Below are 25860 nucleotides of genomic sequence, written 5' to 3' on the forward strand. Positions count from 1 at the left end.
TTGCTCAAACGTTATATTAACAGGAAAGACAAAACGAAGAGTGAGAGGTTGGCTAATGGAAGTATGTGATCTCTATGAAAACCTGAAGGACGATGTCCAGCGTTATGCCAGATCCATCGCCAAGCATGCTTATGAAGCGGATGATCTGGTCCAGGATGCCTTTATGAAGGCCATCAAGGAGCCGAACCTGGCCGCACTGCCCCTTCACAAGCAAAAGGCCTGGTTCTTCAGAGTCGTCAAAAATCGCATGATCGATATTAGCCGCCGGGAGAAGCGGCTCGTATCGTGGGAGGATGATCTGGACGTCGCCGAGCTCCCTATTTCAAGCCGCAATATTGAAATGACGGAATGGCTCGCCCGTTTGCCGCAATCGCAGAGCGATATCGTGTTTAAGCGCTTCTGGCTCGGGATGTCCAGCCAGGAAATCGGCGAGCAGCTGGGCATGCCGGCAGCAACGGTTCGGTACAAATTACAAACCGCCATTAGAAAATTGAGAAAACTATGGGAGGAAGATATGACATGAGCAGAATGATTGGGAACGTAGGGGTACTGGATCTAACAGAGGCCACGGAAGAAAGCGTAACAAGCATCGAGCGGATCGGAAACGTGGGACTTGTAATCTACCGGGCAGAGACGGCACACTTGCTCACGCTGTTGAAAAATGCAGGCAATATCGGCAAGACGCTTGAAATTCCGGAGGGGCACCGTTATTACAGCGGCACGTTACGATTGGACGAGGAATATTTTCAGCTTCTGGAGCAGCCGGACCGCGTGTTCGTTAATGGCACGGTCATTATCGATAAAGAAGTATCTCTTGAAGTATTCCAGAACGGTACGCTGCACCTGGTGGTCAACGGCCAGGTCTATGCTCCACGGCATCTGGCCGGAGCTGTTACCGCTGCGTTGATCAAAGCGGGAGGAGCCAGTGCGGAAATACACGCATATCAATACGAGCCCAGGTTCGAGTCCGGGAAGGTTCAATTGAATAATGCGTACCTGGCCTCCAGCAACGAGCCCATGGAGCTGGTGTTGAACGGCATAGTTCAGCTGGATAAGGAGCTGGATATGGAGCAGTTCGCGGCCCGAATTGAAAGTCTCCGCGTTAACGGCAAGGCGGTTATTCATGAACATCAATCTTCCTATTTTTACGAAAAATTGAAAACGATAAACGGCTTGGTCGAGGTGATCCCGGCAGGCTTCGAATATGTAACCAAACCGTTAAGGCTAAACGCGAGAACCGCTCGGCGCTTTAAAGACCATAAACTCTACACGAATAAGCCGCTCATTCTCGAGGCGGACGTCACCCGGGATGCCTTCAGCCAGGCCTTGTCAGAGATACAGTCGACTTCGTTCATCATTTGCAGCGAGGAGATCGAGGATCTGGTCTGGGAGCGCTGTCCCAACCTGAACACGGAGATCGTAAGTTATGAGCGGTTGTTTGTTTTCATCAACGGTGAGGAGACCTGGTCGAGGGATCAGCTGCTGGCTTTGGGGCAGCCGGCTAGCTTTATCGTTGACGGGACGCTGACCTTTGACGATGACGTGACAGAGGAAGGCATTAAGGCTTCGCTGTCCTCCCTGGATCTTTTCGGCGAAGTCGTTGTAGGGGAAAAAAGAATTAAAGGCATTTTGTACCCTTACCTTCGGGTAAACAATGGAAGTATCATAGTGAAGGGGACGGAAGAGGCGCTTGCAGGTATTGGTAATGTCGGAATGTTGTCGTTATAAAAAGAAATGAGGAATGAAACCATGAATATCAATAATGAAGATATTGCCAAACAGCATGTTCGCGATCTCCGTCAGGAATTGGAACGATGCAGGATGGCAACGAAATTGCGCTCTAAACGCAATCAAGCGGCCAACACCGCAACGACTGCACGTACAGTCGATGGAAAGTGGAAGTCGCTGCTTGAAACCATCATCATGATGGGAAGAAGAATGCTCTAATCGGTTGAGCCGGTTAAGGCACCAAACAAATCTATACGAATCGTCGATGCGGTAAGCATCGGCGATTTTTAGTTTTATGCCTACCGATAGTTAAAAAATATTGACACCTGTCATCATCCAGTTTAAAATTCTACCTATCGGTAGGTAAAAAAGGAGCGGATGACATCGTGAAAAAGAAAGATTTAACCTCGCAGCAAATCGTTGAGGCCGCCATCGGATTGTTTGCCTCCCATGGCATAGAGAAGACCAGCCTTGCGATGATTGCCGGCGAGGTGGGTATTACGAAACCGTCGATCTACTACCATTTTGCATCCAAGGATGAACTGGTGGAGCGCGTCTTTGATTATATGTTCAGCGATTATCATTTCGATCATTATTTCTCCCTGACCGAAATGAACGAGCATAACTTCGCAGAGAAGCTGTACCAAGGGGGATTGCGCATGTTTCCGGAGGAGGAAGAGGCTTTTGTGCCGGTCATGCGCCTATTGAATGAGTTCATGCTGACCGCAAACCGGAGTGCCAATTACGGCCAGCGGGTGGCAGCCATGCAGCAATCGTTCCTGGACGGCTTTCGGGAACTGATGCGGTTAGGAGCAGACTTCGGGATTATTGAGCGGCAGAATGCAGATTCCAAGGCGTATGTTCTGGCACTGGTCATTGATAATATCACGAGTTATATCATGATGGATATTCGATTGGATTACCAAGCGATATGGAGGGAAGCGGTGAACAGTACCCTCAGGAAAGGAGCGGATATACTTGAATCACGGGATGGAATACAGTGACCTTGGATTATCGGCTTCTGACCGGATCCTGATTTGGGCGGTACCGCCGTTATTAGGCGCGGTGGTCGGCTGGTTTATACCTGCAATCGCGGAATGGGCAACGGGCCTCGCCTGGGTGCCTTTTCAAGGACCGCTGGAGTTAATCGCATCCATACAGGGACCTTGGGTCGTCATCGTAACCGCTATTCTGGGCTTGCTTGCGGGCATGGTACTCTCCCACATTGCCATTAAAGAAAGCCTTGCCGTTCGCCTGTCGGATCAAGAGATCAGACTCCGCATGCATGATGCCGAACAAACGTTTACGAGAGACGAGGTTTCTGCGGTCTTTCTGGATGGCAAGCAGCTGGTCCTGCTGGGCACTGAGGGGCAGGAACTCTATCGGGAGAAACCCGAAGCCAAGCGGGATGCCGTGGCCGAAGCCTTCAAGCGGCACGGTTACTCCTGGAGAGAACGCGATCCGTTCGCCGATCATTATGTACGATGGGTTGCCGATTCGCCGGAACTGACGCCCAGCCTGAACGCTCTCTTCCTGGCACGGGAGAAGGCGATGGAGAACGAGGAAAAAGAGGATGCAGCCGATCTGCGCAGGGAACTATCGAAGCTGGGAATTACGGTGCGGGATGAGGGAAAAAGACAGTATTGGCGGCAGCACGGCCAGCGGCCATAACGGCCTTAGAAGCAGTCGTAATTGTTCCGATCATACGCTACACACTCATCACGCCTACCGCCGATGCCGCGATCATCGGCGGTTTTTTATAGGGTCTTCACGTCGCTGTTGTTTTCCATAACATTTATTCCCCCTCTGATCGAACAAAATGACACCTCTCCCGCTCAAGCGAGCCTGCGGCAAACAATATCCCTCTTTTGGAAAGACATCCGGCAGTCCTCTCTTCCCATGAGAAGTTTTACAATGAAAGCGATACCTCAGCGAAGGAGATGTCTTATGAATTTTGATCTGAATATCGTACCTTTCAGCCGAAGAGAGTCTTTCTTGGCAATTTCCCTCCTGCCCGCGGCAAAGGACCGCAGACCAGGACTTTACCTGCGAACCGTCCGCGGAGGAGATGACAAGTTTGGCGAGGCGTTTCTGATAGAGCTGCTAAACCGGCAGAGCGAGCCGGTTCCGTTTGAACCTATGGCATCACCAGACCAAATCAGGCTAACGGCCTCCGATTCGGAGGGCCATGCGGACATTTGTTTATCGGACTCCCGGACCGTCCGATTCCGTTCGGAAGGCTGCGGCATCCGGCTTACCTTTTTTCCAGCAGCGTATGATTACGCCTATGAGACCCATCCGGACAGCTGGGAGGTGAACAGCTTCACGCATGGCTGCCGCTTCATGCTGACCCGGCTTGCAGGCCAGATGGGCATGGAGGTCGAATGGAACGAGATCAAGAGCTCGCGGGTGACCGCCGATTTCTCCGTGGACGCATTAACCAATATGGCGGAATTTGCGGTAGAGGAGTTCATGACCGTCATGACCCCACGCAAGGAATGGGAGTCCTTCGATGAGGCGGTTCATAGCGTCCGGGAAGATTATGCCGCATGGCTGAACAACACCCTTATCGTCTCTGAGCGGTGGCAGGAAGCAAGGGAGCTCGCGGCCTATATCACCTGGTCCTGCGTGGTTCCGGCCGAAGGCTGTCTGACCCGCCCAGCCATGTATATGTCCAAGAATTGGATGACCAATATCTGGAGCTGGGACAACTGCTTTAACGCGATGGCCCTTGTGCGGCATCAGCCGGAGCTGGCTTGGGATCAGTTCATGATCTTTTTTGACCGGCAGGATGAGAGCGGCCTGATCCCGGACTTCGTGAACGATAAATACGAGCTTTGGAATTGCAACAAGCCGCCGATTCATGGCTGGACACTGGCCTGGATGATGCGTCGGACCGATTTCATAAAGGAGACCCAGTTGCGCGAGGTCTATGGCCCATTATCGAAATGGACGGAGTGGTGGTTCACGCACCGGGACCATGACGGCGACGGCATTCCCCAGTATAACCACGGCAACGATTCAGGCTGGGACAACAGCACGGCGTTCAATAACGGCATTCCCGTCGAGAGTCCTGATCTTGCCGCCTATCTCATTATTCAGATGGAGACGCTGGCCGAAATCGCGGGCTTGCTCGGCCTGTCCGAGGAGTCGAGTCAATGGAGACGGAGAGCGGACGATACGCTGGACCGCATGATCAGGCACTTCTGGAGGGATGGCCGGTTCACGGCCTGCCGTTCGGGAACGCATGAAATATCCGAGGGAGACAGCTTGCTGCTGTTCGTTCCCATCCTGCTGGGAAGACGCCTTCCCGAGTTTATTCGCAAGGCTCTACTGGAAGGACTTCGGGATGAAAGCCGATTCCTGACAAGCAACGGCTGGGCTACCGAGAGCGTAAGCAGCCGCTATTATAAGGCGGACGGATATTGGCGCGGGCCGATCTGGGCTCCTTCCACGATGCTGCTGGTCGAAGGGGTGGCGGCAGCAGGCGATATGGAGCTGGCGACGGAGATTGCGCAGCGGTACTGCCGGATGGTTAGTCTCAGCGGCATGGCCGAGAATTTTGATGCCCTGACCGGAGCGGGGCTTCGCGATCGAGCGTTCACCTGGACCTCCAGCGTATTTTTGATTCTTGGACATGAATACACCCAATAAGTGCGTGTTCAAAAAGGTCGATTTTCAGCACCGAGAAGGTTGGATGAAGCTAGGGACGTCAGGAGCGGAGCGTACGTTTTGGGTACGGGAGCACCGGAAGGCCCGGCTGAATTCAAGATTCGATGCCGAGCTGCTTCCTGATTCGCTTCGTGATCAAAAGCGGACTTTTTTGAACAACCTCTATAACGATGACGGACAAATACTTCTTCCCGGGCTTTTGCCTTGCGGGGGAGGTGCTTTTTCCGTTTCCTCTCCGTTTCCAGTTGCCGCCTAATTACAAGCCCTTTGTTCGGGTTTATAATGAAAGCGGTATCACGGGCGGATTAGCAGTCCTGCCGCATGACCAACGAGTTGGACGGAAAGGTTCACGATACGATACGACAACGGGGAGAGTAACCATGAATCTTCAGGGGATCAAAGATCGAGTGGGCCGGCTGTTCACCGGCACCTATCACAGTATACGAACGAAGCTGCTTATTTGTTTTTTAATCGTCACCCTGATTCCGCTGTTCTCGCTTGGCGGACTTTCCTATTATCAATCCGCCAAAGTGATTAACTCCCAGTTCGGCAAATACGGCGATAATGCCGTAGCGCAGCTGGAGCAGCAGACCAGTTCGGCATTAGGGCGGATGAAGCAGACGGCGGAAACGATTTATTCCTATTTACTGGACCCGAGCCATTCGGGGATCGGAGCCGGGACGCCATCCACATACGGCGACATTATGGAGAAGAACGACTTCGAATCGTTATTGAAGTCTCTTCGGACGCAGCTGACAGCGGGAATTTATATCATTACGACCTCCGGCTATTACTATGGGGAGAACAATCTGGATGTGAATAAACTCGGCAATATCCCGATGTGGAGCACAAAGCCGAAGGCCTATGCCGGGACTTATTGGCTCGGTTTTTACAAACAGGATCATTCCATCAAGAGCAGTGATAGCGATAACGTGCCGGTCATCGGGCTCGCCGTACCGATCCACCACCCGGACAAGGCTCAGGACGGCAGCATCATCCTCATTGAGGAGAGTGCCGAGGAACTGCTGCGCAGTTATGCCAAGTTCGAGGCCGACACGCACGCCCACCTGCTCATTACATCGCCGGACGGCACGGTCGTGTATGAGACGGATGCTCCGTATACGCCCCATGACAACGATGTGACCTGGTCCCGGACGCTTGGCGTCAACCAATGGACCATGGAAGCCAGAGTTCCCGCCAAGGCTTTCTATCAATCCTCGGGCGTTATCCGGGCGAACACGATGGTTGTTGCCATTGTCTCCTGCTTGCTCGCTTTTGGCATTGCTTATCTGTTCTCCTCCCGGTTCACCTCACGAATTCGGACCTTGAAGGACTCGATGCAGAAGGTGAGCTTTGGCAAGCTGGATACCCGTACGCCAATCGAGGGCAGGGATGAACTGGGCAGTCTCGACATGAGTTTTAACCGGATGGTTACAGGCGTGCAGACACTGATTGGCGAAGTGGAGCAGAGCGAGCGGCTGAAAAAAGAGGCGGAGCTGCGCGCATTCCATTATCAGATCAACCCCCATCTGCTGTTCAATACACTCAACTCCATCCAGTGGAAAGCCAGGCTGGAAGGCGCGGAGGACATCCGTCAGATGCTGTATCATCTGACGATGGTGCTGGAGGGGAATTTGGATATTTCGCAGGAGCTGGTCACGCTGAATAGGGAGCTGCGCATGATCGGTCACTTTTTGAAAATCCAGGAGATCAGGTACGGCGAGGTGTTCCGTTATGAGCTGGATTGCGATGAGGCGCTTCTGCCTTATTTGATTCCGCGGATGACGCTTCAGCCGCTGTTTGAAAACATTTTTTTCCATGCCTTCACTGATGGTCAGGGAGAGATACATGTCAAGGTCGAGGAGGATCATGACGAGCTGGTGCTTACGCTTCGCGATAACGGGGCCGGCATCAAGGAGGAGAAGCTCGCTCAGTTATTCTCGCCGGAGATGAAGCGGAAGGGACGCGGCGGGCTTGGCGTGCGGAACGCCGATCAGAAATTTAAGCTGCATTTTGGTCCGCTATACGGACTGAAGGTACATTCGATTAAGGGAGAAGGAACAACGATCACCATACGCTGGCCGAAAAAGGAGGAGTCTTTCGATGATGAAAGCAGGGTACATTAAGGTGATGATTGCCGACGATGAGAGCATTGTGCGTAAGGGACTCCGCTCCACGGTGCCGTGGGACCGATTCGGGATGGAGGTTGTGGCGGACAGCCCCAACGGTCAGGCGGCTTGGGAGGCGTTTCTGGAGTTTCGCCCGCAGGTCGTCATTACGGATATCGTCATGCCGGAGATGGATGGAATCGAGCTGTCGCGCAAGGTGAAGGAGGTCGCGCCGGAAACCCGAATCATTCTGCTCAGCTGCCACCGGGATTTCGAGTATGCCCAAGAGGGGATGCGGCTTGGCGCCTCGGGATATCTGCTGAAAACCGCCTTCGAGGACGAAGAACTCGAAGCGATGCTGGGAAAATTCCAGCGTGAGCTGTCCGATACGCCGTCCTACGGGTACGAGCTTGCAGAGCAGGTTTCCGCTCACCTGTTTGCTTGGCTGAACGGTCATAGCGATCGATTCCCGGGAGAACTCCGGCAGCTCTGCAGCCGTGTGGGGCAGGGGGAGGGCAGGCCCATCTCCCTCTATCTGATCAAGACGGCGGGCTGCAGCAGCAATTGGGAGGGGCTGCTTCAGGAGCAGGGCTCCGACGAGCCGGGTTTGCGCTGCAGCAAGCTGATTCACTACGGCGCGGACAGCTGCTATTGGGCCGTACCGGAAGAGTTTAAGGGAGCGGCTGACAGCTTGCTGGTGGAGATCAAGAGCCGGTGCGGGAAGCTCGTATGGAATTCGCGGGAATGTCTTCACGATTCGGAGGATGTGCAGGCAGCTTTTCAATCCTTGCATAAGGAAGCCGAGCTGGAACGGGTGTACGGTCTTAGCGGGGAGCAGTGGCCTGAGCCGATTCTGCACGCGGTCCATCTCCTGCATGAACATCCCGCGGACGAGTGGTCGGCAGCGGAGCTGGCCCAGAAGGTGGGGCTGAGCCGCAGTCATTTTTCAATTCTGTTCAAGAAAACGGTTGGTGACAGCTTCATCGCATTCCAATACAAGCGCAAGCTTCGACTCGCCTATGGCCTGCTGCGCGAAACCTCCTTAACGATGCAGGAGATCGCCGAAAGAACAGGGCTTGGCGACAGCAAATATTTCAGTAAATGGTTTAAACGGTGCACGGGTCAGACGCCAAGCCAATACCGTGCCGAACAAAAAGGGGAGTCATGGTGAACAAATGAACACCCCAAGGCGCAAGTTCGAACAAAAATACGGTCATCTGCGAATCAGCGCACGTTTTGAACCGCTTTCATCCGAGTTATGATGAAAGCGGTTCAATTTATCTCAACTCAATACTTTAGGGGAGCTGACAATATGAAAAAGAAAATGTCATGGATCGCGTTGGTTTCGGTTATGACGTTAATGGCATCCTTGCTGGCCGCATGCGGCGGCAGCGGCGGGACCGGAGCATCGAAGGAGCCGGACGGCAATGCATCGGGTGCGGCGACAACGCTTCGCTTCGCTACCTGGGATACGGGAGATGCGCTGAAGATCGAGCAGGAGATCGCCAAGAAGTTCGAGGAATCGCATCCGGGAACGAAGGTGCAGGTGGAGGCTTATGCCGACGGATTTGATCAGAAGCTGGCCGCCGGTTTTGGCGCAGCCAATCCGCCGGACGTGATGTACATGTGGGACTTTCCGACGTATCACCAATCCCTGGAGCCGCTGGACGACTATGCGTCCAAGGACAAGGATTTGAATATCGACGATTTTTATCAAGGATTGTTTAACTACGGCAAAATGGACAACAAGCTGTACGGAATCCCGGCGGGCTTTACGACCCGGGTCGTGTATTACAACAAGAAGATGTTCGACGATGCAGGGCTCGCCTACCCGAGTGATGGATGGACATGGGGCGAATTCCAGGAGATGGCCCAGAAGCTGACGGATAAATCCAAGAAGCAGTACGGCTTCGGCGTTCGAGCCGAGAATGATACGTATGATCTTCAAGGGTTCGTATGGAGCAACGGCGGTTCCTTTATTTCAGAGGACGGCACAACAATTGAAGGCTATATGAACAGCAAAGAAACAGCGGAAGCCATTCAGATGCTGGGAGATATGCTCAAGAACGGCTCAGCCGTCCTGACCGGCGGCAAAGGCCAGCAGAGCGGAGAGGATATTTTCAAAGCAGGCAAAATTGCCATGTGGGAGAGCGGTATCTGGCCGCTGGAGTCCTTCAGAGACGCTGGTATTGATGTAGGTACGGTGGAAATGCCGGCTTTTCCGGGCAAACCTCTGAAGGGAGTACTGGCTGAATCCGCGCTGTCCATAGCGAAGGATTCCAAGAATAAGGATTTGGCATGGGAATTCATCAAGTATTATGTATCGGATGAAGCGATCAAAATGCGCGTCGCCGACCTTCCGGTCCGCGTTAGCGTGGTAAATGAGCTGAAGAAGGATCAGGACCCGCTTTACAAGCCGTATTACACGATGCTGGAGCGTTCAGACAATACGCCGGCCTTCCTGCTGAATCCGAAATGGAATGAAGTGAATCGCCAATTGTCGGCAGCCGTGGAATCCATCATGTTTGGCAGCGATGCTGGGGAGGTTCTGAACCAGGCTGTGAAGGATAGCGAACGCTATTTGAAATAAACGAAGAAGGAAGGTTCGCGTAAATGGCCCATACCGATATGACCTACTCACAACAGCAGACAGCGGCCCCGAAGCGACTTGGAATCAAACGATGGGGTGGGGCAGTGCCCTACCTCTTCATTTTTCCTTGGATATTCGGATTCCTGGTCTTCACGCTTGGCCCGCTGCTGTTTTCTCTCATCATTTCATTCTTTGATTGGCCGATCGTAGGCCAAGTGACCTTTGTCGGCATCGACAACTATGTCGAGATGTTCTCGAACGATCCGTTGTTCTGGAAATCGCTGTTCGTTACATTGAAATTTGCGGCTCTGTTCGTGCCGCTGAACATCATCGTCGCTTTGGGACTCGCCATGCTGCTGAATCAGAATGTAAAAGGGAGCGCGTTCTTCCGTACCGCCTTTTACCTGCCATCGGTCATTTCCGGTGTAGCACTCGCCATGATCTGGTCGTGGGTGTACAGCGGAGATTACGGAATATTGAATTACTTCTTGTCGCTTGTCGGTATTGAAGGCCCGGACTGGCTGAACGATACGAAGTGGTCCTTGGTCGCCATGGTCATCGCAAGCCTGTGGGGACAAGGCTCGATGATGCTTATTTTTCTGGCAGGCCTCAAGGGAATTCCGAAGGATCTGTATGAGTCGGCTTCGATGGACGGAGCGGGCAAGATTCGACAGTTCTTCAATGTGACCATCCCGATGATCACGCCGACGCTGCTGTTTAACCTGATTACATCCATCATTGCCGCATTCCAGCAGCTGACGCTGGCGCTTCTGCTTACGGGCGGAGGGCCGCTGAAGTCGACGTATTTCTACGCCATGTATATGTACGAGAATGCATTCAAGTATTTCAAAATGGGGTACTCCGCAGCCAATGCCTGGTTCATGTTCCTGATCGTGCTGACGCTGACGTTCCTCGTATTCAAGTCTTCGGAAGCCTGGGTGTTCTATGAGGGCGAGATGAAGACGAAGAAGGAGAAAGCGAAGCCGAAGCGTGCCAAGCGAGGGCCTCAAGCTAGTCGGGAGGGAAGTTCCATATGAAAAAGGTGACCACATACACACTGCTCATTTTGTGCTCGCTGCTGTTCATTGCCCCGCTCTTCTGGGCGGTAACGACAGCGCTCAAGTCGCAGCAAGAGCTGTATCTGTTTCCTCCGAAATGGTTTCCGTCCGTTTGGCGCTTCAGCAATTTCGCGGAAGCCTGGAGCATTCAGCCGTTTAATCTGTTTATGAAAAATACGCTGATCGTAACGCTGCTGTCCACGCTCGGACAGCTTGTATCCTGCACACTGGTGGCTTACGGATTCGCCCGGTTTCAATTCAAGGGACGGGATGGGCTGTTTCTGATCGTACTGGCCACCATGATGATTCCTTGGGAAGTGACGATGATTCCGCAGTATATGGAGTTTAATTACCTAGGCTGGATCAATACGCTTAAACCGCTCATTGTTCCTTCCTGGTTCGGCTCTGCATATTTCATATTCCTGCTGCGCCAGTTCATCATGACCTTGCCGAAGGAGCTGGATGAGGCGGCAACGATTGACGGGGCGGGAAGAATGACGGTTCTATTGCGAATCATCGTGCCGCTGATGGGACCATCGCTTATCCTGGTGGCCGTATTCCATATGATGAGCTGCTGGAACGATTATCTGGGCCCGCTCATCTTCCTGAACGATCAGACGAAATATACGCTGACGCTGGGGTTATCCCAATTCAAGGGCATGCACGGCGTTGATATGCAATCCATTATGGCGATCACTTGCCTAATTTCGATTCCTCCGCTTGCCGTATTTTTCTTCGCGCAGCGTTATATCGTTGGCGGCATAGCTACGACGGGAATCAAGGGTTAAATGACGCCGCAGATAAGAGCCAACTACGATTGAACTGCAGCATGATGCAATATCAGAACATCGAGGTGCGTGTTCAAAAAGTCATGGAAAGATGACTTTTTGAACTATCTCTAGAAACTAAAGACCGCTTGGAAAGGATGGAGAGATCTATGAAAGACCCTCGTATCGACCGCGACTGGGATGACTTGAGCGTGCTGGAGCGAAACCGGGCGAAGAGCCGGGCCTATTTCATTCCGTTTGCGGATGCAGACGGAGCGCTTAGTTATGATAGAGGCAGCTCAGCCTGGTACCAATCGCTGAACGGAGTTTGGAAATTCCACTATGCCGAGGAGCCGGAGAGCGCTCCAGAAGCATTTTTTGAAGAGGATTACGATGTATCGGCCTGGGATGACATCCCGGTTCCGGGACACTGGCAGCTGAAAGGCTACGGACATCCTCATTACACGGATTTGTACTATCCGTTTCCTGTAGATCCGCCGCATGTGCCGAATGCGAATCCGACCGGCAGCTATGTCCGTGAATTCGAACTACCGGAGCATTGGGACGGCAGCAAGATCAGCATTAAATTTGACGGCGTGGACAGCGCGTTTCACGTGTGGCTGAACGGGGCGTTTATCGGCTACAGCCAAGGAAGCAGGCTGACCTCCGAGTTCGATCTGACGCCTTATGTGAAGACCGGTGTAAACAAGATGTCCGTCCGGGTATATCAATGGTCGGATGGAAGTTATCTGGAAGATCAGGACATGTGGTGGATGAGCGGCATTTTCCGGGATGTATATCTGGTCGCTGAGCCATCTGGGCTTCGTATCGACGACTTCCGCGTAACAACCAAGCTGGATCAGGAGTACCTGAATGCCAAGCTAAACGTGCAGTTGGAGCTAGCAGGTACAGAATCCGGATCGATACGGCTGCAGCTGCTGGATGGAACCGGTGAGGTGGTAGGCTCAATTCAACAGGACGTGACGCACTCTAACGTAGAGGAATTTGAAATGGATGTGGCTGGCCCGGATTTATGGAGTGCCGAATCACCGTCACTGTACCACTTGCTGATCACCTTACGGGATGCTCAGGGGGAAACGCTGGAGAACGTGGCGCAGCGTGTCGGATTTCGCTCGATCGAAGTGAAGGACGGAGAGCTTCTGGTCAATGGCAAGGCGATTCTGCTTAAGGGAGTTAACCGGCACGATCATCATCCGGATACGGGCCGAACCGTCACCCTGTCCACAATGCTGGAGGACATCCGTTTGATGAAGCAGCACAACATCAATGCCGTCCGGACCGCTCATTACCCGAATGATCCACGGTTTTATGATCTCTGCGACGTGTACGGACTGTACGTAATGGAAGAGACGGATCTGGAGACCCACGGTTTTGAGCCGCTCGGCAACATCTCTCGCTTAAGCGATGATCCGGACTGGAAGGAAGCTTATGTGGACCGCGTACGCAGAATGGTGGAGCGGGATAAGAACCACCCGTCCGTACTGTTCTGGTCCCTCGGCAATGAATCCGGCTTCGGCTGCAATTTCCGCGCGATGGCGGAGTGGTGCCGAGAGCATGACGCTACCAGGCTGATTCATTACGAAGAGGACCGCGAGGCCGAGGTGTGTGATGTGGTGAGCACCATGTATTCCTCCGTTGAGAAGATGGAGGGCTTCGGCAAAATGAATGATCATCCAAAGCCGCATATTCTGTGCGAATTTGCGCATGCAATGGGCAACGGGCCCGGCGGGCTGCGCCCATACTTTGATACATTCGAGGCGCATCGCCGGCTTGCGGGCGGTTTTGTGTGGGAGTGGATCGACCACGGACTGAGCAGAAAGACGGCGGACGGCAAGATGGATTATGCATACGGCGGCGATTACGGCGATGTGCCAAACAACAGCAATTTTGTCATCGACGGCTTGGTCCGTCCGGACCGGACGCCTTCACCTGGCCTGCTGGAATACAAAAAGGTCATTGAACCTGTACGGATGATGATGCCAAAGCCCGGTGTGCTGCACATCATGAACCGCTATGATTTTATAACGCTGGATCATTTGGAGGCCAGTTACCGTGTGCTGGCTGATGGACAGCTTGTTCATAGCGGGGTACTGGAGCTTCCCCGTATCGAGGCAGGCACAAGTGCTGAACTAAGCCTCGCAGAAATTGTGAAACAGTCTGCTATCGGCGTAAATCCTTATGCCGAGCTGTGGCTTGAGGTATCCCTCTCGCTGGCTGCGGACTGCCGCTGGGCGGAGCGGGGGCATGAAGTGGCGTGGTCCCAATTTCAGCTGCGGGAAGCGTCGAAGCCTGAATTCAAACTGACCTCTGCTTTGCGGCGGGGACCTCTGCAGATTAGCGAGGAGAAGCATGGCCTTTATGTGAGCAACGGCTGCTTTCAGTTGTCATTAAGCTCCCGTCAACCGGGCTTCCAAAGCTTGTCCCTGCAAGGCAAAAGGATCGCGTTTAGCGGACCGCTACTAAATTTCTGGCGTCCGCCGATCGATAACGATATGTATGTGCTGCCGGATTGGCGTAAAGCGCATCTGGATCGGCTCTCCGAGCGGATCGATCATTTTGAATGGAAGCGACTGGACCAGGACAGCGTAGAGGTGCGACGAATCTCCCGAATTGCGCCGCCAGTGTATGATTGGGGCTTCCGCTGCGAAACAACCTATACCATCACTTCCAGCGGTCTGATTGTGATGGACGTGAAGGGAGAGCCGATTGGTACGCCGCCTGCCATGCTGCCAAAAATCGGGCTTCAAATGCAAGTAGCGGGGGACATGGAGCATGTTCGCTGGTATGGCAGAGGACCTGGAGAGAGCTATCCGGACAGTCTGGAAGCGGGACGCTTCGGAGAATACCGCAGCACTGTGGACGGCTTGTTCACGCCTTATATTTACCCTCAGGAGAACGGAAACCGATCGGATGTCCAGTGGATTTCGCTCACGGATGGTGCGGGATTGGGACTCCTTGCTGTAGGCGAACCCGTCTTGAACTTCAGTGCGAGCCGGTACACCGATCAAGATGTGGAATCCGCTGCGCATGCAAGTGACCTGGTTCCACGCAGCTTCACGACATTGAATCTGGATTACAGGCAGAATGGACTTGGCAGCAACAGCTGCGGTCCGGCACAGTCGCCTGAGCATTCGATCAAACCGGAGCCATTTTCGTTCCGCATCCTCCTGAAGGCGTACACTAGCGAGGATACCGACCCGGCTGGACTAAGCCGGAGGATGCGCTCGGAAGCGGAATTATACAAGTAACCGACTGATTTCAATTCAGATCGTCATCGGATTTTCTGGAGAAGGGGAATAACATGTCTCTTTACATCAAAGACCTGCTGCAGCTGTCTACGGGCGTGCGCCGCTTCCTGATAAGCGAGGCCTTCTACGGCCTCGGTATCGGACTATACTCACTCGTCCTGAACCTGCACCTGCTCTTCCGGGGGCTAAGGGAAGACGAGATTGGCGCATTGGTATCGATGGGTATTCTGGTCATGGGCGTGCTGGCCATTCCAGTGTCCATGCTCGCTAACCGGACTGGAAGAAAGAAATTGCTGGTCACCGGCATTTTCTTCATCGCTGCAGGGAATGTGCTGTTTGCTCTCAGCGATCAATTGCTCTGGTTCTATGCCGCTCAGATTCTGGTGTCTGCCGGTTTGACGCTGGTGGAAACGACGGAGATCCAGCTGCTCTTCCATTATTGCAGGTCCCGTAAGGAAGAAGCGCGTGCATTCTCCTTGATGTTTGCTGTTTTTACGGCTTTCTCGGGTCTGGGAACGCTGGCGGCCGGGTATATCTCGAAGGGGTTTGAAGGCAGCAGGGGCTATGAGGTCTCTCTGCTGCTGACCGGGCTGGTGCTTGTGCTTCATGGGATCATTCGGGCATACTGGCTGCCCCCTGAGCGTAGAGTCACGATGAAGCCGGCCGCAACGGCTTCATCAGCCAAGGGAATCTCCAGGTTAGTGAAACCACTATCTTCCGGGACCTTATGGTTGTTCGCCTTATTCATGGCGCTCCTTGGAGGGTGCATTGCCATGACCGGTTCATTCCTGAACGTTATCGTGAAGTTCCGCTTGAACTTGATGGATGATCAGGTCTCCCTGATACTGGCCATTGGCGCGATCCTGCTCTTTATATGCTCATTGATGACGCCGTACGTCATGGAGCGGTTTGGTTATAACACGGCCATTATTGCGGTATTTATGGTCAATATCCTCCTGTTCGCTATTCTGTCCCTCATCCTTCCTGTATGGCTGTTTATTGTGCTGTTTCTATTAAGGGGTGGAGGCGTAACGATGCTGTCCAATCTGCTGGACAGTCTGCTGATGTCGGCCTTCAACGAAGAGGAACGAAATCTGTATGCCGGCATGCGGTCGGTGTTCCGGAGCCTGGGCTCCTCAGGGGCCACCTTGGTCGCCGGATGGATCCTCGCCCGGCAGGATTACCGGCTGCCTTTTCTGGTCACGGCCGGAGCGCTCCTCATCTGCGGTTTGTATTATTTCTGGTGGATTCGGCCCGTCTTGTCCAAGCGATTAAACAGCAGCATGGAATCCTGAATATATTAGGCTGTCTAAAAGGGAAATACATCTTTTAGACAGCCTTTTTGCTGATTTCGGCAAACTTTCTCCACACATCTCAAGCTGCCCGCTTCACGATTGAAACTTATCCCGGATTTGTTCGTGCGAAAGTCTGCAAACATATTGACATTAAAAATTGGAACATGTTTAAATAGAGGAAGTGTTAGCACTCTGATCAATAGAGTGCTAAAAAAGAAAAACCTCGTTCAGATTGGAAAGGAGACTTTTTCATGGCGAAACAACAATTTAAAGCCGAATCCAAACGGCTGCTCGAGATGATGATCAACTCTATTTATACTCAGCGTGAAATTTTTCTGCGTGAGCTGATTTCAAATGCCAGCGACGCGATCGACAAGATTTACTATAAAGCGCTGACCGACGACAACCTGACTTTTAACAAAGAGGATTACTACGTTAAGATTACCGCAGATAAAGCTACCCGTACGCTTACCATTACCGACACGGGGATCGGGATGACCAAGGAAGACATTGAGAACAACCTCGGCGTCATCGCGAAGAGCGGTTCCCTTGCATTCAAGAGCGAGAATGAAGCGAAGGATGGCCACAATATCATCGGTCAATTCGGCGTGGGCTTCTACTCTGCCTTCATGGTTGCCGATGTCGTAACTGTGACGAGCCGTGCTTTGGGCAGCGATGAGGCATACAAATGGGAATCCGAAGGTGCAGACGGATATACCATTACGCCAGCCGAGAAGGATTCCGTTGGAACCGAGATCGTGCTGAAGATCAAAGAGAACACGGAAGACGATCAGTATGACGAGTATTTGGAAGAGTATCGCTTAAGAGCGATCATCAAGAAGTACTCGGACTTCATCCGTTATCCGATCAAGATGGATGTGAAGACGCAGCGTCCAAAAGAAGACGCCGAGAACGAGTTCGAAGAAGTGCAGGAAGAACAAACCATCAACAGCATGGTGCCAATCTGGCGCAAGAACAAGAGCGAGCTCACGGAAGAAGATTATCAGAACTTCTATAACGAGAAGCGATACGGCTTTGATAAACCGCTGAAGCATGTTCATATCAAAGCGGACGGTGCCGTCGTTTACAATGCGATTTTGTTCATTCCTGAGAATACACCGTTTGATTATTACACCAAGGAATACGAGAAGGGACTTGAGCTCTACTCCAACGGTGTCCTGATTATGGACAAATGCGGCGATCTGCTGCCAGACTATTTTAGCTTTGTGAAAGGGATGGTCGATTCCGAGGATCTGTCGCTAAACATCTCCCGCGAGATGCTGCAGCATGATCGGCAGTTGACGCTGATTGCGAAGAACATCAAGAACAAAGTGAAGAGTGCACTTCAGAGCATGATGAAGGACGAGCGGGAGAACTATGAGAAATTCTTCGCATCCTTTGGCAGAGGCCTTAAATTCGGCGTCTATAACGATTACGGCATGAACAAGGAAGATCTTCAGGATCTGCTGCTGTTCACGTCCTCCAAAGAGAAGAAGCTGGTCTCCCTGGATGAGTACGTATCCAGAATGCCAGAGGATCAGAAGTTTATCTATTATGCATCCGGCGATTCCATCGACCGCATCGAGAAGCTACCGCAAACGGAAATGGTGCTGGATAAAGGCTATGAAATCCTGTACTTCACCGATGATGTTGATGAGTTTGCGATCAAAATGCTTATGAAATACAAGGAGAAAGAGTTCAAGTCGGTATCCAGCGGCGATCTTGGCCTTGATTCGGAGGGGGATCAGCAGGAGAACGACGCGGAAGAAAGCGACAACAAGGAGCTCTTTGAGGCTATGGGCAGCCTCTTGGCAGGTAAGGTGAAATCCGTAAAGGCCTCCAAGCGATTGAAATCTCATCCGGTATGCTTGTCCACAGAGGGCGAAGTCTCGATCGAGATGGAGAAAATCCTGAAGGCCATGCCGAACGGACAGGATGTTCAAGCGGATAAGGTGCTGGAGATCAACACCAATCATGAAGTGTTTAAATCCCTGAAAGCACAGCAAGCGGATCAGGATAAGCTGAAGCTTTATACGAATCTGCTGTACAATCAGGCATTGCTGATCGAAGGCTTGCCGATTGCCGATCCGGTAGAATTCACGAACGATATTTGCAAAATTATGGTGTAACGATTGCCGCTGCAATGATGCGGTGATAACAAACAAACCCGAAACTCTGGTGCATGAAACCAGGGAATCGGGTTTGTTTTTTTTCTGCCTATAACCTGATCACGCTAAGGTGGTTACACCACGTCTGTGGCCAGAACCGATAACAATCCGTTTTCGGGTGCCATGCCAAGGAGGTCATACACCGAGATGGGGAACATCGGAAAGCCGACATAGTATGGTGTGATGGCATACAGGGGATAGAAGATGACCAATGACTTATCCGCCAGATAGAAATCCTGATTCGGTGAAACCGTAACTGGATTGTTCTCCAGCACAGGAATATTGCGCTCTTTTATCTGCCGATTCACTTCAGCAGCCAAGACGGCTTGATAGCTGGACCCTGGAAGGAACAGGTCTGATAAGGAGTAGGATTTTCCGGTAGTGGTTGAGAAAGTGAGGCCCTTCGTCACCGTAAACCCGTGTGCCATAGGCACGGAGTAGGTGTAGTTGGTCAGCACGAGGCTGAGAATGCCCCGCTCATTCGTTTTAATCTCAAAAGTGCTCGTCGTTTGCGGGTTAGTGCCGGTCTGAACCTGCTGCTGTTCACGCTGCATTTCCTGAATTTGAACAATAATGGCCTTATTGATGGCGGCCTCCGCCCCCGAATTCATGAGGCCGTATACTTGCGGATAATGAATGACAAGACCAGGTGCGGTATGTGTGAGGGTATGGACATTTACCGGCGGTACATATTGCGCCATGCGTACGATCGCTCCATTCCAGCATTAGATACATTAGCCTATTCGGTAGTGGGCGCGTGGGTTACGGATTTAGCAGGGAAAGGTCTTGATTGCTTGGCGTCAAGAGGGTTGGCGGGTATATTCGCCTTCGTTTATTTTATGATTATGATCAGGCATTTTATTGAGATTGTCGACATATTCCATGTGACGAAATCCCCAGGTACACATATCGGCCAGAACGCTGTCCAAGGTCTTTCCATGATCAGAGATGGAATATTCCACTTTGGGCGGAATCTCCTGATACACCTTGCGCTTGACCAGCCCATCCTGTTCCAGTTCCCGCAGCTGATTCGTCAGCATGCCTTGGGTCACGCCTGGAAGCAGACGCCGCAGTTCCCCGAACCGTTTGGTTCCGTCCTGAAGCAGAATACAGAATCAGCGGTTTCCACTTGCCGCCAATTAATTGCAGCGTTGTCAGAATGCCCTCCGTGTTGGGCTGTCCTTGATCTGTCGTTCTCATATTCTCATCTCCCGGGAAGTATGCTTGTTGATCATTGGATGCTTCATGGTTGTTACTGTAGCACAGTAGCCGGTTTTAACCTAGTACTATTCTGTGCCGTACTTAGTACGTTTTACCGTACTATGCATGGGATGAGTACGTACCATAAATCGGACTAAGTACATAAAAAGAGCGTACTTTTCAAAGATTCCGAACCGAACCATAATGGGGGTGTCAAACAAACCGAACCAGATAGGAGACCTGACTATGAAAATTATGATAATTGTGGCTCATCCGAATTTGGAGAATTCACGTGCCAATCGAGCACTGCTGCAGCACAGCCGACTGCATGCCAATGGAAATGTAGATATTCGGAATCTTTACAAGGAATATCCGGACTGGATTATTGATATTGAACGGGAGCAGCAGCTTCTTCTTCAATATGATCGTGTGGTGTTCCAGTTCCCATTTTACTGGTACAGCTGTCCGCCTCTGCTGAAGAAATGGTTCGATGATGTGCTGACCTTCGGGTGGGCATTCGGTCCCGAAGGGAACAGTCTGAAGGGCAAAGAGTTTATGTTGGCGACGACGGCAGCGGGTTTAGAATTCGGATATCAGGCAGGAGCTGAGAACTGGTTTACCGCCAGTGAGCTGCTGCGGCCGATTCAAGCCACGTTTAACCGGTGCAAAGTAACCTATCTTCCTGCATTTGTAACATATAACGTCGAGCGGGTCAGTGTTGAAGCACTTCAGTCCGAGGCAGCCAGGTATGCGGAACAAGTCCTGGTACCTGCTGTTGTGGGAAGTCGATATTAAGGCATACTGGACCATAACCCATAGCACGTTGGCTCTTGCCGATTGATACCATAAAGGGCATGATGGAGTCATAAGTGTGCACGTGAGCACGGCCTGAAGCTGTACCCTATGCCCTCTTACGAGAGCCCGCTACTTTTTGCTCGAGGAGCTTCACCGGCATGCACGTACTAAATTCGAAGGAGGATCCTTCATGACCATTGACGAAGCCATTCACTTGGAGTCCTATGACAAGCAGTGGGCGGATCAGTTTAACGACGAACATCGGCTCTTGATCAGGGAGATCGGTCCTTATACGGCTGCGATTGAACATTTCGGAAGCACGTCCGTACCGGGGATGACGGCCAAACCTATCGTCGATATACTGGTTGGCGTGGAGAACGCCCGGCATACGGATGAAATCCTTCCCAAACTGGCCGCTATGGGTTACGAGAACTTGGGCGAATCCGGGATCACCGGCCGCATTTACCTCCGCAAAAGAGGAAGACTGGCTTATAACGTTCATATCGTGCCGTACCGTGGCGACATCTGGAACTATAACATCATGATCCGGGATTACCTCCGGGCCCATGCCGTGGAAGCCGAGCGTTACAGCGAGATTAAGCGGCGGATCGTTTCGCAAGGAGCCCGGACCCTGCTCCGATACTCCAATGAGAAGAATGCGTTCATTGAGCAGCTTCTTGCCAGAGCGAAGGAGTGGAAGAACGGGAGAACAAGCTAATTAAACACCTGCTTGTCTCATCCTCCATTCATGGCCTTGCACTGCTTTCGGTACGCCGAAGGGGTCAGGCCATGGTATTTTTTGAATGTTTTGCTGAAATGGACATAGTCCGAGAAGCCGACGCGGTAGGCCGTTTCCTGAGCCGAAAGCTCTGACTCCGCAAGCAATTCCTTCGCTTTTTCCATACGGACCTGCACCAGATATTTCACGAAATTCATATTCGTTTCATTCTTAAAGGTACGGCTTAAATACGTCACGGACATCCCGACCGAATCGGCCACCTCCTGCAGCGACAAATCCTCCATATCATAATTCTCTTCAATGTACCGTTTGGCTTTCTGGATATTATGATGTGATCCTAAATTGCGGGAACCCTTAATCAATGTAAGCAATTCCTTGATTTTATCCTCTACTTGTCGGCCGCAGTCTGCCGGATCATCTTTCAGAAGCCACTCATCCTCGCCGATCTTTACCGCAAGGGGCAACCCACGTTCTTCAAGCGCAGCGAGCAGATCCTGGATCAGCATCCGGGCGTATCGTGATACGCTGACTTCTGCTGGCCCCCTCGTTTCGAAAAGAGTCATGATCTCGCGGGTTTGCTCCAAGGCCTCCGGTTCATTCGCAGACCATAACAGCTCAGCGAGTCTGGCTTTATGGTGCTGCTGGACAAGCGTCCATTCCGTTTGCCTGGAGAATTTCGCCCTCCGGTTATCCAGATCCCTGCACGCTTGCTCCAGTGTCATATGAAACTGATCAGGGTCGATGGGCTTCAGCAGAAAATCCGAAACGCCATAGCGGATCGCTTGACGAGCGAACTCGAAGTTATCATGACCCGAGAGGATAATGAAATGCATTTGCGAATGAGATTCCCTAACACGTCTGATAAATTCCAGCCCATCCATTTCGGGCATGCAGATATCGGTCACGATAATGTCTGGCCGGCTGCCCTCCAGCAGTTGAAGAGCTTCAACCCCGTCTTCGGCTTCTCCCGTGACCTCGACCTGAAGACCCGATCTTTCGACAAGCTTGCGCAGGCTAAAATGAATGGCATATTCATCATCAATCATCATTAACCGATACATTGCGTTCCTCCTCGCTCGTTTTATACGGCAGTCTGATTTCAAATTGGGTGCCTTCTCCTGGAATGGATTCCATGAGATATAGGCCATACTCGGCTCCGAAGGTCAGCTGAAGTCTCTGGTGTACATTCAGGAGACCGATGCCGCCCGAGGTTTCTTTCCCGTCGCACCGCTGTATCCCATTCTCCGAATGTGCGTGAGATTGCAGGATTTCTCTGATATGCCGCACTGTATCTGCGTTCATGCCGACCCCTTTATCCTGAATCACGATGGCATAATAGTCTGCCTCCGCGCTAGCTCCAATCCGGACATAGCGCGGCTTCTTACCTCGGTATCCATGTATGAATACATTCTCTACGATCGGCTGCAGCGTGAGTCTGACGGCCATTACGCGATCCCAATCTTGCTCATTCACATCCATGTCGATCTGAAGCCTGCGGAAACGGGCACTTTGTAGATCAAGATAATACCGGATATGCGTCATCTCTTCCCGGAGCGGCACGACAGATCCGGCATGACCGATGTTGTATCGAAACATATGAGCAAGCGCCCTGGTCATCCGACTGATCTCCATATGATCATCTGCGATGGCATAAGAATTAATAATCTCCAGTGAATTGTACAAAAAATGCGGATTGATATGAGACTGCATGGAGCGGAGCTCTGATTCCTTCTGCTTGATCATAAGATCGCGTTCCTTCAGCTGGGAATCATGGACTTCGCGGATCAATCGCTTCAGTTCTCCCGTCATACTGTAAAAGCTGTGGAATACAGCAGTCATCTCGGGATTACGGAATCTGCTTAATTTGATAGGAAGAACAAAGTCGCCTCGCTCGACACGGGCCATTAGCTTCTGCAGCATGGACAGCTGCCTGGTCAAGGAAAAAGAGAAACCACCCACAAGGGACAAAGCAATGATGATCAGCACGGCAGCGGCGGCTAGCGAGTAATTACGCAGCGTGATCAGCCCGCCGATAAGATTGTTCAGCGGCAGATCGGCAACAACCGTCCAGCCGGTAATTTGCGACCTTTCATGCAGAACCATTTTTTCGGTGTTGGACGCTGTGTCTTGATGCCGGAAGAAGGAGCTGTCGTCTTTTTGAATACGCGTTAATAGCTCGTGCTCGACAGCAGATCCAATTTGTTTCGGATTCGGATGGTAGATGACCTGCCCGTCCTTGCTCATGATCCAGACATCAAAGCCACCCAGCGAATCGTTAGTGCAGATGGCCCCGATTTGCTTCAGATTGAGATCGATAATCAATAAGCCTTTGTAGAGGAAGGTGGAATTATCGTATAGTTTCCGCGCTACAGTTAGGGACGGTGTGCTGCCAACCCGGCTGAGGCCGACGATCTGAAAGTCACTATATTGATCCAGCTGCTCCTGGAAGGATCGGTTGCGCTTACGGATTTCTCGCATATCCAGCAGTGAGGAAGCGCTTTCGTAATCGGTGATCTGTCTGTTATTCTCGGCGACAAGCGAGATGCCAATGATATCGGATCTGCCATAGATCATCTGAGCAAACAAATCATCCTCCACTTTTTTGGATAACTGAAAGTAAGCATAGGGAGTAAGCTGAGTGGCGGAGAGAAACTGCTGGATCTGCGGGTTATGGATAAAGGGATACGTTGAATTTTCAAGATTGGATAGATAGGAGTCTAACGAAACATTGGTTTGCTCAATGATACGCTTGTTTGCGCCTGCAGCAAATTGTTCAATCGCTTTGGTAGATGACAGGTACCAGAAGCTGCCCAGCAGAAAGAAAGGAAAGCCAATGAACAGGATGATCAGAACGAATAAACGTTGGTTAATGGTCAGATGACCTGAAGGAATGCCTTGGATATTCATCATGCTTCCGCCTTCCTGGCATTGAAGTAGGGAATGTAAGGACATTGTAGCAAAAAAACACAAGTTGTAAATAAAAAACCATGATGCTGCAGCAAGAAATCACAAGTGAGTCAAGAAAGCACATGGGCGCTTTTGGCATTATCAACTACAATCGCATTAATCCATTTAAATTGAATCAGGGGGCGAGACTTCGTGAAAAAAAGAAAAGGCTTTCACGGTTGGTTAGCGGCATTATTATTCATATCCATTGTGGCCAGCGGCTGCGGCAATGCCAGTGAGGGAAAAGATGGAACCGCTTCCCCGGGTGCGGGCGGCGGGGACGGTAAGAAAGTAGAGATTCTGCTTGGATATTATTCCAGTGACAGCTCCGATACGAAGATGAAGGAGCTGATTGAGCAGTTTGAGAAGTTGCATCCGAATATCAAAGTGAAGACCCAAAGCGCGCCGTATGGCCAGTTCTATCAGAAGCTGGATACGCAGATTGCAGCCGGCCAGGCACCGGACGTATGGCTCTCTGATGGCGTGTACGTGATGAAATATGCCCAGCGCGGCGCAGCCAAGGATCTGACCGATTGGATTGAAAGTGACCTGAAGGCGGATGAGTATTACGGACTTGATTTCAATAAGGACGCAGACGGGCGTTATTGGGGCGTACCTCAAGGGATCCAGGTCGGCGTTCTGTTCTACAACAAGGACATGTTTGATAAAGCAGGCGTAGACTACCCTTCGGATGAATGGACTTGGGAAGACCTGAAAGCATCCGCTGCGAAGCTGACAGTGGACGCAAGTGGAAAAACTGCAGAGGACAGCGGGTTTGACGCTGCCAGTGTAAATCAGTTTGGGCTCACGTTCTTTAGCATCACCGAAGGCTGGTTCTCTGTCATGAAATCTTATGGGGGCGGCGTTCTTGACGAGAAGGCGGAAAATTCGATCGTCAATTCGCCCGAGAACAAGCAGGCATTTGAATGGATGGTCGATGGTATGCAGCGGGGCATCATCACGGACCCGGTTGACCTGAAGAGCTTCCAGAGCAATACGGCAGTGTTCCCAAGCGGCTCGGCTGCCATGCGGATTGGGATCTATGCTCGGGTGCAGGCAGCGAATGAAGCAGGCCTGAATTATGATGTGACGATGCTGCCGAAGGGACCTGATGGCAAACGCGTCTCCCCGGTTATTGCTAACTCGTGGGTGATTAATCAGAAGTCGAATGATGAGAAAGCAAAAGCCGCTTGGGAATGGATTAAATACTGGGCTACGGAAGATGACGTACAGAAACAGTGGACTGAGCTTGGTGAGGCAGTTCCTGTGAAGAAATCGGTAGCACAATCTGAAGTGTTCCTCAAAGCAGGTGAGAAGCCGGCGAACCGCCAGGCATTCCTGGATAGTCTGGAGTTTGCACAGACGCTCGATAATAATGCGGTATGGGAAGAGTGGGTAGGCAAATTCAACGAGAATGCAGAGCGTGCGTTCCTGGGCGATGCAACCATTGATCAGGCGCTAAACGATGCGGATGCAGCTGTTCAATCGGTCCTCAATGATTTTTATAAAAAATAAAACAAGGGTG

21 protein-coding genes and 1 pseudogene are annotated in these 25860 nt (G+C 51.7%); 18 read left to right on the forward strand and 4 right to left on the reverse strand.

The features are described from left to right. Positions 1–55: 55 nt before the first annotated feature. From AM231_RS01485 to htpG, 15 genes are all read left to right on the forward strand, one after another. Complete coding sequence (locus tag AM231_RS01485) at positions 56–523, forward strand: RNA polymerase sigma factor (protein ID WP_054400998.1); 468 nt, start codon at positions 56–58, stop codon at positions 521–523. Beyond that, on the forward strand, positions 520–1728 hold the full coding sequence (locus tag AM231_RS01490) for a hypothetical protein (protein ID WP_054400999.1): 1209 nt from the start codon (positions 520–522) through the stop codon (positions 1726–1728). The genes AM231_RS01485 and AM231_RS01490 overlap by 4 nt, the downstream gene beginning before the upstream one ends. Before the next feature lie 21 nt (positions 1729–1749). Beyond that, positions 1750–1947, forward strand: a complete 198-nt coding sequence (locus AM231_RS01495) for a hypothetical protein (RefSeq protein ID WP_054401000.1) — start codon at positions 1750–1752, stop codon at positions 1945–1947. A 167-nt stretch (positions 1948–2114) separates the two neighbouring features. Next, entirely contained in the window at positions 2115–2732 is a 618-nt protein-coding gene (locus AM231_RS01500; RefSeq protein ID WP_054401001.1) for a TetR/AcrR family transcriptional regulator, read from the forward strand. Continuing rightward, positions 2707–3399, forward strand: coding sequence for a YqeB family protein (locus tag AM231_RS01505; RefSeq protein WP_053489646.1), 693 nt, complete (start codon positions 2707–2709; stop codon positions 3397–3399). Before AM231_RS01500 ends, AM231_RS01505 begins: the two co-directional genes overlap by 26 nt. A gap of 276 nt (positions 3400–3675) precedes the next feature. Continuing rightward, complete coding sequence (locus AM231_RS01510) at positions 3676–5382, forward strand: amylo-alpha-1,6-glucosidase (RefSeq protein ID WP_054401002.1); 1707 nt, start codon at positions 3676–3678, stop codon at positions 5380–5382. A 43-nt stretch (positions 5383–5425) separates the two neighbouring features. Beyond that, positions 5426–5656: a hypothetical protein gene (locus AM231_RS01515; protein ID WP_054401003.1), complete on the forward strand. Its 231-nt coding sequence runs from the start codon at positions 5426–5428 to the stop codon at positions 5654–5656. Further along, the gene (locus tag AM231_RS01520) at positions 5646–7526 is read left to right on the forward strand and encodes a cache domain-containing sensor histidine kinase (RefSeq protein ID WP_242615042.1); all 1881 of its coding nucleotides are present in this window, start codon (positions 5646–5648) and stop codon (positions 7524–7526) included. Before AM231_RS01515 ends, AM231_RS01520 begins: the two co-directional genes overlap by 11 nt. Next, entirely contained in the window at positions 7504–8679 is a 1176-nt protein-coding gene (locus tag AM231_RS01525; RefSeq protein ID WP_054401005.1) for a response regulator, read from the forward strand. Before AM231_RS01520 ends, AM231_RS01525 begins: the two co-directional genes overlap by 23 nt. A gap of 141 nt (positions 8680–8820) precedes the next feature. Next, positions 8821–10098: an ABC transporter substrate-binding protein gene (locus AM231_RS01530; RefSeq protein ID WP_054401006.1), complete on the forward strand. Its 1278-nt coding sequence runs from the start codon at positions 8821–8823 to the stop codon at positions 10096–10098. Between the two features lie 38 nt (positions 10099–10136). After that, positions 10137–11135 carry a carbohydrate ABC transporter permease gene (locus AM231_RS01535; protein ID WP_423212913.1) on the forward strand — a complete coding sequence of 333 codons (999 nt, stop codon included), beginning with the start codon at positions 10137–10139 and terminating at the stop codon, positions 11133–11135. After that, positions 11132–11944 carry a carbohydrate ABC transporter permease gene (locus AM231_RS01540; protein WP_054401008.1) on the forward strand — a complete coding sequence of 271 codons (813 nt, stop codon included), beginning with the start codon at positions 11132–11134 and terminating at the stop codon, positions 11942–11944. Before AM231_RS01535 ends, AM231_RS01540 begins: the two co-directional genes overlap by 4 nt. Before the next feature lie 149 nt (positions 11945–12093). Then, complete coding sequence (locus AM231_RS01545) at positions 12094–15192, forward strand: glycoside hydrolase family 2 TIM barrel-domain containing protein (protein WP_054401009.1); 3099 nt, start codon at positions 12094–12096, stop codon at positions 15190–15192. Positions 15193–15245: 53 nt separating this feature from the next. Further along, on the forward strand, positions 15246–16487 hold the full coding sequence (locus AM231_RS01550) for an MFS transporter (RefSeq protein ID WP_054401010.1): 1242 nt from the start codon (positions 15246–15248) through the stop codon (positions 16485–16487). Positions 16488–16738: 251 nt separating this feature from the next. Further along, the gene (gene htpG / locus AM231_RS01555) at positions 16739–18616 is read left to right on the forward strand and encodes a molecular chaperone HtpG (protein WP_054401011.1); all 1878 of its coding nucleotides are present in this window, start codon (positions 16739–16741) and stop codon (positions 18614–18616) included. A 113-nt stretch (positions 18617–18729) separates the two neighbouring features. Here the strand turns inward: htpG and AM231_RS01560 are convergent, their stop codons facing one another. Continuing rightward, entirely contained in the window at positions 18730–19356 is a 627-nt protein-coding gene (locus AM231_RS01560) for a DUF3298 and DUF4163 domain-containing protein (protein ID WP_054401012.1), read from the reverse strand. Between the two features lie 99 nt (positions 19357–19455). Next, positions 19456–19855: pseudogene (locus tag AM231_RS01565) on the reverse strand (winged helix-turn-helix transcriptional regulator). Positions 19856–20101: 246 nt separating this feature from the next. On the opposite strand from AM231_RS01565, the gene AM231_RS01570 reads away from it, so the two are divergent. Continuing rightward, positions 20102–20650 carry an NAD(P)H-dependent oxidoreductase gene (locus AM231_RS01570; protein ID WP_054401013.1) on the forward strand — a complete coding sequence of 183 codons (549 nt, stop codon included), beginning with the start codon at positions 20102–20104 and terminating at the stop codon, positions 20648–20650. A gap of 190 nt (positions 20651–20840) precedes the next feature. Continuing rightward, positions 20841–21368 carry a GrpB family protein gene (locus tag AM231_RS01575; RefSeq protein WP_054401014.1) on the forward strand — a complete coding sequence of 176 codons (528 nt, stop codon included), beginning with the start codon at positions 20841–20843 and terminating at the stop codon, positions 21366–21368. Between the two features lie 17 nt (positions 21369–21385). Here the strand turns inward: AM231_RS01575 and AM231_RS01580 are convergent, their stop codons facing one another. Both AM231_RS01580 and AM231_RS01585 read right to left on the reverse strand, forming a co-directional pair. Further along, positions 21386–22450, reverse strand: a complete 1065-nt coding sequence (locus tag AM231_RS01580; RefSeq protein ID WP_054401015.1) for a response regulator transcription factor — start codon at positions 22448–22450, stop codon at positions 21386–21388. Beyond that, positions 22428–24299: a sensor histidine kinase gene (locus AM231_RS01585; protein ID WP_242615043.1), complete on the reverse strand. Its 1872-nt coding sequence runs from the start codon at positions 24297–24299 to the stop codon at positions 22428–22430. Before AM231_RS01585 ends, AM231_RS01580 begins: the two co-directional genes overlap by 23 nt. Before the next feature lie 189 nt (positions 24300–24488). Here AM231_RS01585 and AM231_RS01590 point away from each other — a divergent pair, with 189 nt between their 5' ends. Then, a complete protein-coding gene (locus AM231_RS01590; protein ID WP_054401016.1) occupies positions 24489–25850 on the forward strand; it encodes an ABC transporter substrate-binding protein in 1362 nt (453 codons plus the stop codon). The last annotated feature ends 10 nt before the right edge of the window (positions 25851–25860 follow it).

Source organism: Paenibacillus solani (genome assembly GCF_001277345.1).
GTDB classification, from domain to species: Bacteria; Bacillota; Bacilli; order Paenibacillales; family Paenibacillaceae; genus Paenibacillus_AQ; species Paenibacillus_AQ solani.

Coding starts and splice junctions, on each gene's coding strand:
- AM231_RS01485 (WP_054400998.1), top strand. CDS start 56: ATGGAAGTATGTGATCTCTATGAAAACCTGAAGGACGATGTCCAGCGT.
- AM231_RS01490 (WP_054400999.1), top strand. CDS start 520: ATGAGCAGAATGATTGGGAACGTAGGGGTACTGGATCTAACAGAGGCC.
- AM231_RS01495 (WP_054401000.1), top strand. CDS start 1,750: ATGAATATCAATAATGAAGATATTGCCAAACAGCATGTTCGCGATCTC.
- AM231_RS01510 (WP_054401002.1), top strand. CDS start 3,676: ATGAATTTTGATCTGAATATCGTACCTTTCAGCCGAAGAGAGTCTTTC.
- AM231_RS01515 (WP_054401003.1), top strand. CDS start 5,426: ATGAAGCTAGGGACGTCAGGAGCGGAGCGTACGTTTTGGGTACGGGAG.
- AM231_RS01525 (WP_054401005.1), top strand. CDS start 7,504: ATGATGAAAGCAGGGTACATTAAGGTGATGATTGCCGACGATGAGAGC.
- AM231_RS01530 (WP_054401006.1), top strand. CDS start 8,821: ATGAAAAAGAAAATGTCATGGATCGCGTTGGTTTCGGTTATGACGTTA.
- AM231_RS01535 (WP_423212913.1), top strand. CDS start 10,137: ATGACCTACTCACAACAGCAGACAGCGGCCCCGAAGCGACTTGGAATC.
- AM231_RS01540 (WP_054401008.1), top strand. CDS start 11,132: ATGAAAAAGGTGACCACATACACACTGCTCATTTTGTGCTCGCTGCTG.
- AM231_RS01545 (WP_054401009.1), top strand. CDS start 12,094: ATGAAAGACCCTCGTATCGACCGCGACTGGGATGACTTGAGCGTGCTG.
- AM231_RS01550 (WP_054401010.1), top strand. CDS start 15,246: ATGTCTCTTTACATCAAAGACCTGCTGCAGCTGTCTACGGGCGTGCGC.
- htpG (WP_054401011.1), top strand. CDS start 16,739: ATGGCGAAACAACAATTTAAAGCCGAATCCAAACGGCTGCTCGAGATG.
- AM231_RS01560 (WP_054401012.1), bottom strand. CDS start 19,356: ATGGCGCAATATGTACCGCCGGTAAATGTCCATACCCTCACACATACC.
- AM231_RS01570 (WP_054401013.1), top strand. CDS start 20,102: ATGAAAATTATGATAATTGTGGCTCATCCGAATTTGGAGAATTCACGT.
- AM231_RS01575 (WP_054401014.1), top strand. CDS start 20,841: ATGACCATTGACGAAGCCATTCACTTGGAGTCCTATGACAAGCAGTGG.
- AM231_RS01580 (WP_054401015.1), bottom strand. CDS start 22,450: ATGTATCGGTTAATGATGATTGATGATGAATATGCCATTCATTTTAGC.
- AM231_RS01585 (WP_242615043.1), bottom strand. CDS start 24,299: ATGATGAATATCCAAGGCATTCCTTCAGGTCATCTGACCATTAACCAA.